This is a genomic window from Pseudorhizobium tarimense (assembly GCF_022968135.1).
Lineage (GTDB): Bacteria > Pseudomonadota > Alphaproteobacteria > Rhizobiales > Rhizobiaceae > Neorhizobium > Neorhizobium tarimense.
Genome location: NZ_JALJRA010000031.1, coordinates 1 through 14,012 on the forward strand (window position 1 = coordinate 1; position 14,012 = coordinate 14,012).

At 61.1% G+C, this 14,012-nt stretch carries 14 protein-coding genes; 4 read left to right on the plus strand and 10 right to left on the minus strand.

Annotated elements, in window-relative coordinates; genetic code table 11:
* On the plus strand, positions 1–213 hold a 213-nt coding region (locus tag MUU54_RS23355; RefSeq protein ID WP_247246345.1), incomplete at its 5' end, for a Y4lK-related protein.
* A 210-nt stretch (positions 214–423) separates the two neighbouring features.
* On the opposite strand, the gene MUU54_RS23360 is transcribed toward MUU54_RS23355, so the two are convergent.
* Positions 424–2,694 carry an FdhF/YdeP family oxidoreductase gene (locus tag MUU54_RS23360; protein WP_247246373.1) on the minus strand — a complete coding sequence of 757 codons (2,271 nt, stop codon included), beginning with the start codon at positions 2,692–2,694 and terminating at the stop codon, positions 424–426.
* Between the two features lie 236 nt (positions 2,695–2,930).
* Here MUU54_RS23360 and MUU54_RS23365 point away from each other — a divergent pair, with 236 nt between their 5' ends.
* Positions 2,931–3,197, plus strand: coding sequence for a hypothetical protein (locus MUU54_RS23365; protein ID WP_239999178.1), 267 nt, complete (start codon positions 2,931–2,933; stop codon positions 3,195–3,197).
* An 89-nt stretch (positions 3,198–3,286) separates the two neighbouring features.
* Positions 3,287–4,384 carry an AI-2E family transporter gene (locus MUU54_RS23370; protein WP_247246346.1) on the plus strand — a complete coding sequence of 366 codons (1,098 nt, stop codon included), beginning with the start codon at positions 3,287–3,289 and terminating at the stop codon, positions 4,382–4,384.
* Positions 4,385–4,434: 50 nt separating this feature from the next.
* Here MUU54_RS23370 and MUU54_RS23375 read toward each other — a convergent pair whose 3' ends face one another.
* The 7 genes from MUU54_RS23375 to MUU54_RS23405 all read right to left on the minus strand — a co-directional run bounded on the left by MUU54_RS23375 (position 4,435) and on the right by MUU54_RS23405 (position 10,163).
* A complete protein-coding gene (locus tag MUU54_RS23375; protein WP_247246347.1) occupies positions 4,435–4,776 on the minus strand; it encodes a hypothetical protein in 342 nt (113 codons plus the stop codon).
* Between the two features lie 173 nt (positions 4,777–4,949).
* Positions 4,950–5,138 (minus strand): hypothetical protein, encoded by a 189-nt coding sequence (locus MUU54_RS23380; RefSeq protein ID WP_247246348.1) that lies wholly within the window; start codon positions 5,136–5,138, stop codon positions 4,950–4,952.
* A gap of 90 nt (positions 5,139–5,228) precedes the next feature.
* Positions 5,229–5,519 carry a helix-turn-helix domain-containing protein gene (locus tag MUU54_RS23385; protein ID WP_247246349.1) on the minus strand — a complete coding sequence of 97 codons (291 nt, stop codon included), beginning with the start codon at positions 5,517–5,519 and terminating at the stop codon, positions 5,229–5,231.
* A gap of 42 nt (positions 5,520–5,561) precedes the next feature.
* Positions 5,562–6,803 (minus strand): O-antigen ligase family protein, encoded by a 1,242-nt coding sequence (locus tag MUU54_RS23390; protein WP_247246350.1) that lies wholly within the window; start codon positions 6,801–6,803, stop codon positions 5,562–5,564.
* Positions 6,800–8,347, minus strand: a complete 1,548-nt coding sequence (locus MUU54_RS23395; protein ID WP_247246351.1) for an undecaprenyl-phosphate glucose phosphotransferase — start codon at positions 8,345–8,347, stop codon at positions 6,800–6,802. Before MUU54_RS23395 ends, MUU54_RS23390 begins: the two co-directional genes overlap by 4 nt.
* A gap of 77 nt (positions 8,348–8,424) precedes the next feature.
* Positions 8,425–9,582: a glycosyltransferase family 4 protein gene (locus MUU54_RS23400; RefSeq protein WP_247246352.1), complete on the minus strand. Its 1,158-nt coding sequence runs from the start codon at positions 9,580–9,582 to the stop codon at positions 8,425–8,427.
* A 5-nt stretch (positions 9,583–9,587) separates the two neighbouring features.
* Positions 9,588–10,163 carry a polysaccharide biosynthesis/export family protein gene (locus MUU54_RS23405; protein ID WP_247246353.1) on the minus strand — a complete coding sequence of 192 codons (576 nt, stop codon included), beginning with the start codon at positions 10,161–10,163 and terminating at the stop codon, positions 9,588–9,590.
* A gap of 178 nt (positions 10,164–10,341) precedes the next feature.
* Between MUU54_RS23405 and MUU54_RS23410 the strand changes: the two genes are divergently transcribed.
* Positions 10,342–12,477: a GumC family protein gene (locus tag MUU54_RS23410; RefSeq protein WP_247246354.1), complete on the plus strand. Its 2,136-nt coding sequence runs from the start codon at positions 10,342–10,344 to the stop codon at positions 12,475–12,477.
* 3 nt (positions 12,478–12,480) lie between these two features.
* On the opposite strand, the gene MUU54_RS23415 is transcribed toward MUU54_RS23410, so the two are convergent.
* Both MUU54_RS23415 and MUU54_RS23420 read right to left on the minus strand, forming a co-directional pair.
* A complete protein-coding gene (locus MUU54_RS23415; protein ID WP_247246355.1) occupies positions 12,481–13,680 on the minus strand; it encodes a GNAT family N-acetyltransferase in 1,200 nt (399 codons plus the stop codon).
* 117 nt (positions 13,681–13,797) lie between these two features.
* Complete coding sequence (locus MUU54_RS23420; protein ID WP_247246356.1) at positions 13,798–14,010, minus strand: DUF2842 domain-containing protein; 213 nt, start codon at positions 14,008–14,010, stop codon at positions 13,798–13,800.
* Positions 14,011–14,012: the final 2 nt, after the last annotated feature.

Genomic DNA, 14,012 nt, shown 5'->3' on the forward strand with positions numbered 1-14,012 from the left:
AGCGATATCGTGGCGACCGGCTGCGACATCCGGGCGGTGGCCGATTTCTACGTCATTGCCGACGCCGATCTGCCGGAAGACGTCTATGAGGCTGTCGAGCCGGAGCTGATGCGGATTTCCGAGACCTATGGCGAGCGTGATCATCTGAAGGCGCAGATTACCAACTACCTGTACTCGATCGGCAGATGTTATCCGCCTCCGGTAGTGCAGTAGTGGGTCTGCGCGTGGCAGGCTAAATCGCCGAGGCTGGGCTCAGAAGCGGCCCCTTGGGGAGAGATGGCGGCACTGCGCCAAGCTTGTCCCATCTCTCGGCGCAGACGGTGCAGCGGCGGTCTCCCGAACGTACGACCTTCTCCCCTCGGGACTCGAGAGGCTCTCGCCGTTTCCCGATGTGGAAGAGGTCGGAAGACACGGGAAGCTCCTTTAGGTTATGATCCTGACCGGAACTGCCTTTGCTGCCGGTGTCTGTGACAGCTTCTCGTGATGGGTAAGGGGAACCAGCGGGTTGAGCTCGGGGTAGTAGCCGGCGACGCAACCATCAGGCAGCTGGAAGGGCAGGACCTTCAGTCCACCCACCTTGCGTTCCCGACCGTCGTCGATATCCGTCTGCAAACCGACGACCTGGCCTTCCTCCAGGCCAAGCTTTTCCATTTCCTTGGGGTTGATCAAGAGGACGTCGCGTGTCCCCTCGATGCCTCTCAAGCGGTCGCTGTAGCCGTAGATCGTGGTGTTGAACTGGTCGTTGCTGCGCAGCGTCATCAGGCGGTAGCGGCCTTCCCGATCTTCGAAGCCTGCCGCAGACAGTGCCTCGGGCACCGTGAACTCGGCCTTGCCGCTTTCGGTCTTCCAGATGCGCTCGCGTGCGCTGTTGCCTCTGTAGAAGCCGCCAGGCGTGAACAGGCGCTTGTTGAAGTCGTGGAACTTGTCCGGATAGGTCTCCTCGATCAGATCGCGAACTTTGCCATAGTCGCCCTGCCATTCGTCCCACTTCACCTTCGGATTGGGAGGAAGCGTGGCCTTGGCCAGACCGGCGACGATCGCAAGCTCGGAAAGAAGGTGTTCGCTGGCGGGCTTGTGCTTGCCAACGGAGCCATGGATGCAGCTCAGGCTGTCTTCCATCGAAACCGTCTGCGGCCCCGCTTGCTGTATGTCTTCCTCGCTGCGACCAAGGCAGGGAAGGAGATAAGCGATTTCCCCGTTGATCAGATGGCTGCGATTGAGCTTGGTGGCGATCTGCACGGTCAGGCGCATCTTCGCCCAGGCGTCTTCCATGACGTCATGGTCGGGAATGGCGCGCACGAAATTGCCGCCAAGGCTGACGAAGCCACGGATGCTGCCGTCCAAGATCCCCTCACAAGCTCCGACCGTATTCACACCCTCTTCGCGCGGTGGGTCGAAGTCGAACATCTCAGCCAACTTGTCGAGCGGAACCAGGTTTGGCTTCTCTGAAATCCCGACCGTTCGCTGCCCCTGGACGTTAGAGTGGCCGCGGACGGGGGATATACCCGTGCCGTCTCGCCCGATATTGCCCTTCAGCAGAAGCATATTGACCAGCATGGCAATGCTGTCGAAGCCGCCGACCTGCTGCGTCAGCCCCATGCCGTAAATGCCGATCACTCGTTCGGCATCCACATAGACCTGCCCAGCAGCTTCTAAGGCTGCCCGATCAAGCCCGGACTCCCGCTCGATTTCTTCCCAACCGGTGGTGCGGACCTTCTGCTCAAACGCCTCGAAGCCGTTCGTATGCTGCTCGATAAAGTCGCGATCGATCACCTTGCGACCCTGCTGCTTGGCCTCGTCGTCCTTGGCAAATACGTGCTTGCACATGCCCATGACGGCAGCGATATCACCGCCCGTCTTCACCTGATGATACTGACACGAGATCTGCGTCTCCTTGCCGGTCAGCATCTCGGTTGGGCTCTGCGGATTGATCATCGTCTCCAGTCCCTTTTCGCGAACGGGATTGAAGGTGACGATCTTGCAGCCGCGTTTGACGGCCTCTTGCAGCGGATGCAGGAAACGGGGGCTGTTGGAGCCGGTATTCTGACCGAAGAAGAAGATCGCATTGCAAGTGGAAAAATCCTCAAAGACGGATGTACCGACGGACGCGCCGATCACCTTCTTCAGACCGACCGACGTCGTCTCGTGGCACATGTTGGAGCTGTCCGGCAGGTTGTTATGGCCGTAGAGCCGCGCGAAGAGCGCATAAAGATAGGACGTCTCAAGGCTTGCCCGGCCGGACGTGTAGAAGACCACCGACTTCGGGTCGAGCGCCTTCAGCTCCTGCCCGATTGCAGAGAAGGCTTCCTCCCAGGAACAGGGCACATAATGGTCGCTTTCCCGGTCATAGCGCATCGGATGGGTGAGGCGGCCTTCCTGTTCAAGGTCATGGTCCTTCCAACCGCGTAGCTCCGTGACCGTATGCCTCGCGAAAAAGTCGGGAGTGCAGCGACGCGTCGTCAGCTCCCAAAGGGTCGCCTTCGCACCGTTTTCACAAAATTCGAGCGGATGATAATTGGCAGGCTTGGTCCAGGCACAGGAAACGCACATGAAGCCGCCGGGCTTGTTTTGCCGGCGCAGCGTCTCGGCCACCGTCGGCGAGCTCAGCTCCTTGGCAAAGATCCTTGCGATCCCTTTGGCCGAACCCCAGCCGCCTGCCGGACCATCATAATGTATCGTCTCGTTCTTCGACATGAGCTCCCCCTGGATGGCGCGGATGTGCAGCGGAAGAAGACGCAACACGCGAAGCATGATGTAGTTCCACCGAACACGTCGGCTTTTCCAGGTGGTGGAGATGCGGCAGGCGAGGCTCATTGCCAGCGTGCGAAACTTTTGCGGGCGCAAGGGGTTGTGATCATAGCCCCATGCGCCGAACAAGCGGTGCCGGAGCCTCTTGAGCCTGAAACGCAAATCATCAGCGGAGCGATCACATGCCAGAGAAACATCCCAACACCGTCCGCTGGGGCGGTCCTGGCGCAAGCCATGAGGACCGCACCAAGCCGATCCCCGAAAAGCAGGATCCGCGCCCGGATGGAGCGCCGACCAATCCGCCGGTCAGCCGGGTTTCCGGTGGGGGCGGCGAACGCGATGAGAAGCACAGCCATGTCGACAACATGCGCAGCAGCAAATCGCACACCTCCGGTACGCCAAGCCCTACCTATGGCCGCGAATGGAAGGACAACATGCCGCGCGATTGAGGCATGTCTTCTCTTTTCCCGTTTGGACGCCGACCACAACGTCTGGCGTCCGAACCGCGACTAGCTCCGATGATTGTGAGAACCACGGGATGTCCGAAGGCAAGAAACAGATCGCGTTGGATGGCGGCCTAATCCACTGGAGTTTCTTCTTTCGACTGCTGCTCCTGGCTCTGGGCGTAGTTGCCGCAGCCTTCCTCATCTGGAACCTGACCCACCTCTTGCTGCTGGCCTTTGGTGCCGTCCTGTTTGGCATGCTGATCCGCGCTTTGGCCGACGCCTTTTCCCGTCATACGCCATTGCCGACGACCCCATCGCTGATCGCTTCGACGATTGTCATCATCGCCGCCGTTATCGGCTTTGGCATGCTTCTTGGCTCTCAGATCCAGACGCAGTTTTCTGAGCTAATCGAGCGCCTTCCGGACCTCGTGCAGATGATTGCCGGTCGCTTCGGCATTGATAATCCGCAAGACACACTGATGCGCGAGATCGAGGAGGCGGTGTCGCAGGCCTCTTTTCTTTCCAACTTTGCCGGGATCTCATCGACCGCACTGGGGATCGTCAGCGATCTCGTCATCGTCTTCGTCGCCGGCATCTATCTCGCCGCAGATCCCGGCATATATCGGCGCGGCCTGCTTCTGCTCTTCCCGCGCTCAAATCGACAGGAAGCACGCGATACACTCGAAGTGGTCGGAGCTTCCCTCCGCCTCTGGCTTCTCGGTCAGCTCTTAGGAATGCTGCTGGTCGGCGCGCTTTCCGCTGCGGGTCTTTGGCTTCTCGGCGTTCCGTCAGCCCTGGCGCTTGGCCTGATCGCGGCCCTTTTCGAGTTCATTCCGATCCTGGGGCCAATCCTCGGGGCTATACCGGCGATCCTTACCGGGTTTGCCGAAAGCCCAGCCACGGCGCTCTGGGTGATCGGGCTTTATGTCCTGATCCAGCAGATCGAGGGCAACCTGATCACGCCGATGATCCAACAGAGGATGGTGAAAGTGCCGCCGGCCCTGACGATCTTCGCCGTCGTCGGCTTTGCTCTGTTGCTCGGCCCCTTGGGGGCGGTGTTCGCCATGCCGCTCCTCGTGGTCGTGTTCGTCACGGTCAAGAAGCTCTGGATCCGCGAAACGCTCGACGAAGACGTCTCACTGCCAGGCGATGAGGCAGAAACCGCGCCCGCTCGAGCAGAGCAGGCATGAACAAGCCCCGCCACCGGCGAGGCTTTGCAGTGGCATGTTGCGGCGGTGCGTCAGATTTCCGGGCAGCCGCGCACATTGGCAAACACGATACGGTCGGGGCCGCGGCGCGTCATGCCTTCGACCGTCACGCTACGACGGGTCACGCGGGTGACTTCCGCCCGGCGGAAGCCCTCGCTGCGGGCAATCGACAGCGCCTCGCGCGGACTGCACTCGTCGCGCCGGCGATCGCGCTCGCGGTAACGCTCAGCCTCCCGGTCGCGGATAACCGGACGTACACCATCCGGTCCGATCCGCAACTCCAGATCCTGAGCTGATGCAACCGATGCGGTTGCACCGACGGTGGCGCTGGCAAGCGCGACGGCAAGGCCAGCTTTGGCAATAAGTTTCAGCATCTTATCCTCCGTTGGCGACCCCAACGGTCGCGCTGATTGTGGATGCCCGTGAACGCGCAGTTGAAGAAGTGGTTCCTGTTGCTTGGCGCGGTCATGAGGGTTTTCTATGACTGTCGCCACAACGCAAAACGGCCGCCGAGGAGGCAGCCGTCGGTCAGTTAAGTTGCTTTCGATCAGCGGAAGCGCGGCGCTCGCGATGCGTTCATCAGCAGTTCCTGCTCGGTGGCAAACGCACCAAGAAGCTTCAGCAACCGGGTCTCCTCATCACGCTCCAGACGATAGCGCTTGGCGAATTCGCTGACACTCCAGACCTTGCGAAGACCATTTTCTTCTAACTGCTCGACGTCGATGCGCTCGCTCATACTTGGACCCCCAGCTACGCGATATTTTAGCAGAACGCCGGATAAGCGAAGAAGTTCCAGAAGAAGATGATGATTTTTGATCGCGCCGTGTCAGCCGTCGTTCGCCGAGCTCAAATCCTCCGGTCGGATCCCCTCGTCGCCTCCCTGGCCGCGTAGCCTCACACCGGGGCCAGCCCCCGGATTGTCTTCGCCTGCCGCCAGGAAAACGACGCCCTTCGGCTCAAGTGCCAGGCGAAGACGCTCCGCAACATGAGCGTCGACGGCCGTGCCGCCTTCCGCCTGGACGATGTCGTTGATGGAAAGGCCGGTCAGTTCCGCAAGATCTTCGATCGAAAGGCCGATGATGGCGCGCCCGGCGCGCAATTGTGTTCCCGTAAGCATGAGGAGAAGATCTGGCGTAGAGCTTCGTGAAGTCAAGCTTGCTCAGGCGTGCTGGGCGAGCCGCAGCTGGCGCTGGTGGCGCTGCTCAAGCCCAATGCAGCCCCAGACAATACCGAGCAGCAGGTAGAAGTGGCGCCAGTGATCGGTGTCGATGACGTTGCCAATCAGGCAATGGCCAAGGATGACGATCCAGCCGATCATGAGGAAAGGCTGCCAAGGCCGCTCGCGCAGGAGATAGCGGAAGCCGGCGGCCAGCGTCCAGCCGATCATGATCAGATAGGTGGCAAAGCCAAGCCAGCCATAGGTGGTGAGCGACTTCAGCCAGATGTTGTGCTCGTCTTCGCCGAACATGTGGCCGAGCTGCATCGGCCCGATGCCCAGCGGACGCTCCATCGACAGGAGAAAACCGATCTTGTGGCGCTGGAAGCGACCCATATGGGCGCCGTCGTAATCCTGGACGAGCTTCGCGCGCGTGGTGAAGAGATTTGAGACCTGCTCCGACTGCAGTGCGATGGCAAGCGCGATCGCCATTAGCACGAGGGCGGTGATCGAGAGCACCAGGATCTTCATGCGGAAGGCCGCAGTACGCTCCTTCAGCAGCATCACCACGATCAGCATCAGGCCGCTGAAGGCAAGCAGCCCCCAGGCGGCACGAGAGAAGGAAAGAAAAACGCCAAGCACCAGGACCAAGAGGCCGGCGATGGGCAGCGGCGATTTGATGAGCCTGTCCGTCAACAGCCGGTGCATCAGGTAGAGGATCGGCGCGACCAGATAGGGGCCGAAAACGTTCGGGTCCTGGAAGGCGCCCATCGCACGGTCATAGCGGGTAAAGGCACCAGCCCCTGGAAAGGCGTGGAAATAGCCGAGAATGCCAAGAAGCGCGGTGATGATTGCGGCAGCCACCCAGGCCTTGAAGATCAGCGTCAGGCGCTGGTGGCGGTTCTCGATCACGGCGGCGTAGAAGACGGAGCTCAAGGCGAGAAAGATCGACACGGCCGCATACATCGGGCCCTCTGACATGTCCTTCATCACAGTGATCGCCAGGAGCCCGCCGACGTTGAAGACAAGAAGCATGGCCAGGAGCAGGCCGGTGGTTCGCGACAAGGTGAGCCCCAGCAGGAACCAGACAGCGATCTGGACGGCCATGATCAGCTCGTAAGGCGCAGGCTCCGACATCACGAAGCCAGACAGGAAGACGCCAAGCGCAATCATTCCCGAGCCAAGCAAGGTGACGGCCGCAAGCTTCGGCTCAAACGGCCTTTGATCGTGCACGGCGACAGTCAATAGGCGTTTTCCACGTTCAGCAGCCGGATCGGCGTGAGGAACAGGATCTTCAGGTCGAAGAGCAGCGACCAGTTTTCAATGTACTGGAGGTCATAGGCTGTACGCATACGGATCTTCTCGTCGCTGTCGAGCTCGCCACGCAACCCGTTGATCTGCGCCCAGCCCGTGACGCCCGGCTTGACCCGGTGGCGGGCGAAATAGCTCTCCACCACGTCGACATAGCGCCGGTCGCCGGTCTGCGCGTGGATTGAGTGCGGCCGCGGGCCGACCAGCGAAAGACTGCCGCTCAGCACGTTGAACAACTGCGGCAGCTCGTCGATCGACGACTTGCGCAGGAAACGGCCAACCGGTGTTACGCGCGGGTCGTTCTTCGTCACCGCCTTCTTGGCTGTCGGATCGGCAAGCTCGGTATACATCGAGCGGAATTTCAGGACGTCGATTACCTCGTTGTTGAAGCCATGACGCTTCTGAACAAAGAAGACTGGCCCCTTAGAGGTGGTTTTCACCGCAATCGCTGCCGCAACCATCACCGGCCAGATAACGGCCAGCGACATGAGCGAGAAGACGATGTCGAAGCTGCGCTTGGCAACCGAATCCCAGTCGCGCAGCGGCTTGTCGAAGATATCGAACATCGGCACGGCGCCGACATGCGAATAGGAGCGCGGCCGAAAACGCAGGTGGTTGGCGTGTGCGGCAAGGCGGATGTCGACCGGCAGTACCCAAAGCTTGCGCAAGAGCTGCAGAATCCGCTCTTCGGCAGACGCCGGAAGCGCGATAATCAGCATGTCAACGCGCGCCAGGCGGGCAAATTCCACGAGTTCGGCGAATGTGCCGAGCTTGGGATAGCCGGCGACGACAGGCGGAGAACGTCCCGAACCTCGGTCATCGAAGATGCCGCAGATGCGGATGTCATTGTCCGGCTGCTGCTCGAGCGCCCGCACCAACTGCTTGGCAGGCTCGCCGCCACCGATGATGACGGCGCGCCGTTCCATCGTGCCGTTGCGGGCCCAGTGCCGGATGCCGGAAGAGATCAGCTGGCGCTCGCCAAGCAGAAACAAGCATGCACCGGAAAACCAGAAAGTATAGGCGAGGACGGAAAGGGCCTGCTCCTCAACGAAATAGAGAGCTGCTGCCGAAGCCGCAAAGCCGATGGCCCATGCGACAACGAGGCGGCGCCTGCTGCGTGATGCAATGCGCAGCATCGGGATCTGGTAGCCATCGGCAACCTGGAGCGCGAGAACCGTCGTCACCGCACCGATCACCGCAATCGCGAGGTGAACGAGAAGACCGGCACCGTTTCCCGGCATAAGCGTAACGGCCGCCAGCAGGTTCAGGGCGACGATCGACAGGAATTCAAGCAGGCGGATCTGCCCGATCAAAAGCGACGGCGAGGTGTTTTCCGCCCGAAATTGATTGGCGATCTGCAGAGCAAACGGGTTGAGGACGGACTGACCGTCCTGCGGCGCTTCAATTGCCGACTGGTCCGACACCTTGCGGCGCAGGGCGTCGACGTCAAACTGGCTTTTCATACCCGCGTCGTTCATCCCTCTGGTCCTCTTGCGCCAGGCTTGTCTGAAGCCGCGCTCGGTTCCTGTGATCTGAACGGACTAGCAGCAAACTGCTAAGAAACCTTTAGGGGCGGGTTTTCAAGCAGGCTCCGGTAAAGCATGAGCATGCTCTGAGCCATCACCGAACTTGAAAAGACGGAGCGGAAGTCGTCAGGCTTCGGCATGACCCGTTCCTGCCAGCCAGGATCGGTGGCAGCCGTTGCCATGATCTGCGAAAGGTCTTGTGCATCACCTGGGGTCGCTAGAGCCTCGCTATTTGCGCCGAGGATTTCCGGAATGCCGCCCACTCGAGACGCAATTACCGGCTTTTGCGCCGCCAGCGCCTCGATGACGATGTAAGGCATGGCTTCGGCCCTGGAGGGCACGACTACGATGCGCGCCGTGGCGAACGCTTCACGCGCCGGCATGGCAGGCATCATGCGGATGCGGCGCCCTAGACCCCGCTCGTTGATCATCGTCTCGTAGCGGTCATGATCAGGCCCATCGCCGACCATCAACGCTGAGAGGGGGCGCCCAAGTGCGCGCTCGGTGCGGGCGAAGGCATCGATGAAGACGTCCGGCCCCTTCAGGTCACGCAACATGCCGATATAGAGGAAGTCGGCGGCATCATCGGTGGTCGAAATGGGTTTAAATTCCGACCATTTCACTCCGTTCAGGATCACCTGCGACCGGATCGTCGGCTTTCCGACCTTGGCTTCATAGGTGCGGCGCTCGTAGTCGCAGACGAAGACGAGCGAGTCCGTGAAGCGTTCCTGGAACCTCTCGATGCGCAACACGGCTTGGCCGGATGCGCTTGAACGGTCGAAATGGAGGCTGCCGCCGTGCGGCGAGTAAAGTCGGGCTACGCGAGACCTGTTTGCCCGAAGAGCCGTGCCGATCAGACGCGTCAGCACGCCGCCTTTGGCGCCGTGTCCGTGCAGAATGTCCGGCTGCAGGCTCTTTATGTGTTTGTAACTTCTTCGAAGTGCAGAAAGATCCGATGGTGCAATGGAACGTCGCATCGGAATGCGGGTCAGCCCGAGCGAAAGATACGGTCGAATGCCGTCAAACAGCCGATCCTCATAAGCACCGCCGGTGGAGCTGTCGCAGAGAATGCCGACCTCATGGCCTGCCGCACGATGCTCCTCGACCAGATCGCGCACATGGCGGAAGATCCCTCCGACGGGCGACCTGAAGCAGTGAAGGATGCGCAGCTTTGCGGCGTCGGCCATGGCGATCAGAACAGCCGTTCGCGCACGTAGATGGTGTCGCCGGCAAGGACCGAGCTCGATACCGGGGTGCGGCCCGTCATCACGCGACCGTTGATCTTGCGGGTGACGTCCACGTCGCGCTGATTGCCCCGCGGCGTAAACCCGCCGGCAATGGCGATCGCGTTTTGTGCCGTCATGCCGGGAACATAAGAATACTGGCCCGGTCGACCGACCTCGCCCATGACGAAAACTGGCCTGTAACGATCGATCTCGATGGTGACGTCTGGATCGCGAAGATAGCCGCGCTTCAGCTGCGAAGCGATCGCACCTTCCAGCGCTGGAAGTGTCTGGCCGCGTGCGGCGACCTGTCCGATCAGCGGGAAGGCGATGTAGCCGGCCTGGTCGACCGAATAGGTATTGGTGAGGCCAGGTTGCTCGAAGACCGTAATCCTCAACCGGTCGCCGCTATCGAGCCGATACGGCTGGACGGCCGCTTGAGCAAAAGACCGAGGCGCCGGCTGATAGGTGGAGCAGCCGGAAGCGCTCAGCGCCAGCAAGGCAAGAACAAGAATGGTCGATCGTGGTCGGCGGGCGACGGACATTTCGCGGCGGGCTCCGGCGGTGCATCAGATGGCGCTAGTTATCCCTCTGTTAGGGTTAATGGCGGGTAAAGGCGATCATGCGGGCGTCTTACGGGCGCTTCTTTGCCGCTCCGCCATTAACGCTTGGATTACCATAGCTCTTTACACTTGCCGCGATTTCTTCAAGTCGGAGCATGTGATGTCGGGCGCAATTGGCAGCAATCAGGACGTGGACATCGATCTGGGGCGCTTGGCGTCGGCCGTCTGGGAACGGCGCAGGACCGTTGGCGGGATCGTCCTCTTAGCGGCCGGCGCAGCCTTGGCGGCGACCACCATGATGACGCCGCTCTACAAGGGTGAGACCCGCATCCTGATTGAATCCCGGTCGCCGAACCTTTCTGGCGCTCCAGCACCCGCCGCCGCCAACGATCCCGTGCTCGATTCGCTCAACATCACGAGCCAAGCCGAGCTGTTGCGCTCTGCAGATCTCATCCGGCAGGTCGTCAGCGACCTCAAGCTTGAGGAGACGGAGGAGTTCAGCCCGCAAGCACAGTCCCTCCTGCCGAACCCGCTCGTGCTTCTCGGCTTGAAGCAGGACCCGCTGGATCTCGCCCCTGAGGACCGGGTGATCAAGGAGTTCCGTGAGAAGCTCCAGGTCTATGCTGTTGAGAACTCCCGCGTTATCGCCGTCGAGTTTTCGTCCGAAGACCCCAAGCTTGCCGCCTCGGTGCCGAACCGGATGGCCGAGGTTTATCTGAAGCTGCAGAGCGGCGCGAAGCTCGATACCAATTCCGAAGTCACCAAGTGGCTGGAGCCGGAGATCGCGAGCCTGACCGAGAAGGTCCGGCAGGCGGAAGCGAAGGTTGCGGAGTATCGCGCTTCGGCCGGCCTCTTCCAGACCACCGATAGCAGCAGCTTCACGGCACAGCAGCTCAACAACATCTCGACCGAACTTGCCCGGGTACGCGCAGAGCGCGCCAATGCTGAGGCGAGGGCGGAGAACGTGCGGTCCGCAATCGAGGCCGGCCGCGACTCCGACATGCTCGCCGAGGTCGTCGGATCCCAGGTCATCCAGCGTCTGCGCGAGACGGAAGCGAACGTGCAGGCGCAAGTGGCGGAGCAGTCCATCGTTCTGCTCGACAACCATCCGCGCCTGAAGGGACTGCGGGCACAGCTTGCCGGCATCCGTCAGCAGATATCGAACGAGACGCGCAAGATCTTAGGCAGCCTCGACAGCGAAGCCGAAGTTTCGCGCATTCGCGAACGTCAGCTGATGCAGCAGCTGAACGAGCTGAAGGCGGCATCAGCCAAGGCCGGCGGCGAGGAGGTGGGGCTGCGCGCCCTCGAGCGGGAAGCCACAGCCCAGCGCCAGCTTCTCGAAACCTATCTCGCGCGCTATCGCGAGGCCGCGTCACGGGCCGATCCGAACGCCGCGCCGGCGGATGCACGCATTATCTCCAGCGCCTATGAACCGTCCGAACCCTATTTCCCGAAGGTGGTGCCGATCGTCGTCATAGCAGCACTGGCGAGCCTGATCCTCAGCGCCATCGCCATTATGGTCGCAGCGCTCTTTTCCGGACGCGCGTTGAGGCCCGTCGGCGTACCCGTGAACACGGCAGAAGAGTTGGTGCCGCATCAAGCTTCCAAACCCGCTCCGGCGATGCCGCGTCCAGTCGATCCCGTCGACGCCGCAGCAACGGCCGCGTTCCTCAAGGCTGAAGAACAGCTGGCCTTGTCGGCATCCTTACCGAAGGACGAGGCCTTCACCACGGAAGGGGTCGCCAATACCCTGCTTCGGCATGGTGTCCCGTGTGCCTTCGTGTTTTCACCGAGCGGCGACACCGGCTCGACCGCAACCGTGATGCTGGCCCGTGAGGTGGCCGAGCGTGACAAGAACGTGATCCTGCTCGATCTTACCGGATCCGGTTGCCCAACCCGGCTGATGGCCTATGACATGGAGCTGCCTGGCATTACCGATCTGCTTGCCGGCGAGACGGCCTTCGGCGACGCGATCCATTCCGATCGCCTGTCCGAAGCTCACATCATCCCGCGCGGCAATGCGGATGCAGAAAGCGCAATGCGCGCTGCAGACCGGTTGCGGATCATCATCGACGCACTCGTCGACGCGTATGATCTGGTGCTGGTTGAATGCGGTGCAGCGGAGGTAGAGGGCCTCGCCCGATTGGGAGCACAACCGAAAAGCGAAATCGTGCTTTCGGTGCCCGGCGGCGAGGACGACGAGATCGGTACGCTGGCCAAGCAGTTGGCGGACGCCGGTTACAAGAACCTGCTCATCATGTCCGGCGGCGTCGCCTCGCGCAGGCGTGCCGCTTGACGGTCACCGCCGCAGCAACGCACGGGCCTTTTGGATGGAGGCATAGATCTTCGGGTTGCGCTTCACCGTGACCCGAAGCTGCGCCAGGGCGTCAAGGATCGGCATTGCCAGCCGGCCCTTCGCGGTGAGCGGTAGGACGAGGTCCTGTGTCACCGTGGTGACAGGGCACCAGCTGTGCTTGTAGCGCTGATCGCCGACGCCGAAGTCGAAGACCGTTGCGTCTTCCTGACAGACTTCTTCGATCATCAGCCAGAACAGCAGCTCTCCGGGGCTTGCATCGGGGCAGAGCTTGTCGTCGATCGAGGCGAACTGGCAAAGCACGTGACCCCCCTTGCGCGACAGGCCGCCGAGGGCGACGATACTGCCTTCGTTTTCGCCGTGAAGCCGAAGCGCGTGCATCCGCAACGGATAGTCGCGCACGCCGATCGAACGGTCGATCAGGTCATGAAAGAAGAGCTGGATCTCTGGCGGCTGGAAGACATCGGGCAAGCCGAAGCCGGCGAACCGCTCCGCCTTCTGGCGGAAGAAAAGGTCAAGCAGAGCGTGTTGCCCTTGAGCAGTGTCAGGACAGTCGTGGGAGAAGCCGCCAATGGCCTCCAGACGCCGGCACTGACTGCGATAGCGCTTGCGGCGGGTCTTCGCGTTCAGCTGCGCAATCGTTTCTTCCATGCTCGGGTGGAGCGGAAGCTGAAAGGAAGGGTTGGGGTTTTGCCGTGTCGCAAAATCCGCAAACGGATTTCGTGCCTCGTTCCAGACCTCGGGCATGGTGTCCAGCACGAGTGTATCGGCAAACGGCGCAAGGCATTCAATGATGGCGTCGCGAAATGCGGACAGGTCATCGCCGCTCAGAACCGGAAAATCGGCGCTGAAGAGGCCGGTATTGATATTGTTGAAGCGTTCACCCGGGAAGCGTGCCGTTTTCAAACCGTAGCTTGGCACAACTTCGAGAGGCAACAGCATCACGGTGCGCCCGCCCATCTGGCCCCTTAGGATTAGCGGCGAGAGGTTCTGTGCCGACCACCAGGTGCTTGCCCAGTCGAAACCCTGGTTCAACGAGTTTCGGGGCAGGATTTCCAGTGAACGCCATTCCGCCTCGATCAGTGAGGGGGTGGTCACCACGTCGAACGCGAGGGACGCGAGGATGAGCGGTGCGGATGGCGCATCCTCAAAGTCGAAATCAGGGCGAGCGGTTGCAACGGTCATCGTTTCTTCCAAAGCTGATGAGGCGGAAGATAGGCCATCGGCGTGGCCGACAAGTTTACGCGTCACATGAGCGCTGTGAACTTTAGCCGGCGTGGTTAATCGCTCGCAAAGCAGCGGTCAGTCTTGGCGTTTCGGTCCCGCCATCCACTTGATGATCAGCATTGCGGGCAAAATCCATAAAAGACCGGAGAACAGGAAGTAGATCAGATGCACCCACCATGGATAGGTGGCGAGCGTCAGCGTTGCGATCGTCGTCGCCAGCAGCGCATAGATGATCACCAGGAAGATGATCAGGATGGTCCCTATGAAGCTGCGCACCCGTGGCGGCATTG

Coding starts and splice junctions, on each gene's coding strand:
- MUU54_RS23380 (WP_247246348.1), bottom strand. CDS start 5,138: ATGAGCGAGCGCATCGACGTCGAGCAGTTAGAAGAAAATGGTCTTCGC.
- MUU54_RS23395 (WP_247246351.1), bottom strand. CDS start 8,347: ATGAACGACGCGGGTATGAAAAGCCAGTTTGACGTCGACGCCCTGCGC.
- MUU54_RS23375 (WP_247246347.1), bottom strand. CDS start 4,776: ATGCTGAAACTTATTGCCAAAGCTGGCCTTGCCGTCGCGCTTGCCAGC.
- MUU54_RS23410 (WP_247246354.1), top strand. CDS start 10,342: ATGTCGGGCGCAATTGGCAGCAATCAGGACGTGGACATCGATCTGGGG.
- MUU54_RS23405 (WP_247246353.1), bottom strand. CDS start 10,163: ATGTCCGTCGCCCGCCGACCACGATCGACCATTCTTGTTCTTGCCTTG.
- MUU54_RS23365 (WP_239999178.1), top strand. CDS start 2,931: ATGCCAGAGAAACATCCCAACACCGTCCGCTGGGGCGGTCCTGGCGCA.
- MUU54_RS23370 (WP_247246346.1), top strand. CDS start 3,287: ATGTCCGAAGGCAAGAAACAGATCGCGTTGGATGGCGGCCTAATCCAC.
- MUU54_RS23420 (WP_247246356.1), bottom strand. CDS start 14,010: ATGCCGCCACGGGTGCGCAGCTTCATAGGGACCATCCTGATCATCTTC.
- MUU54_RS23400 (WP_247246352.1), bottom strand. CDS start 9,582: ATGGCCGACGCCGCAAAGCTGCGCATCCTTCACTGCTTCAGGTCGCCC.
- MUU54_RS23415 (WP_247246355.1), bottom strand. CDS start 13,680: ATGACCGTTGCAACCGCTCGCCCTGATTTCGACTTTGAGGATGCGCCA.
- MUU54_RS23385 (WP_247246349.1), bottom strand. CDS start 5,519: ATGCTTACGGGAACACAATTGCGCGCCGGGCGCGCCATCATCGGCCTT.
- MUU54_RS23360 (WP_247246373.1), bottom strand. CDS start 2,694: ATGTCGAAGAACGAGACGATACATTATGATGGTCCGGCAGGCGGCTGG.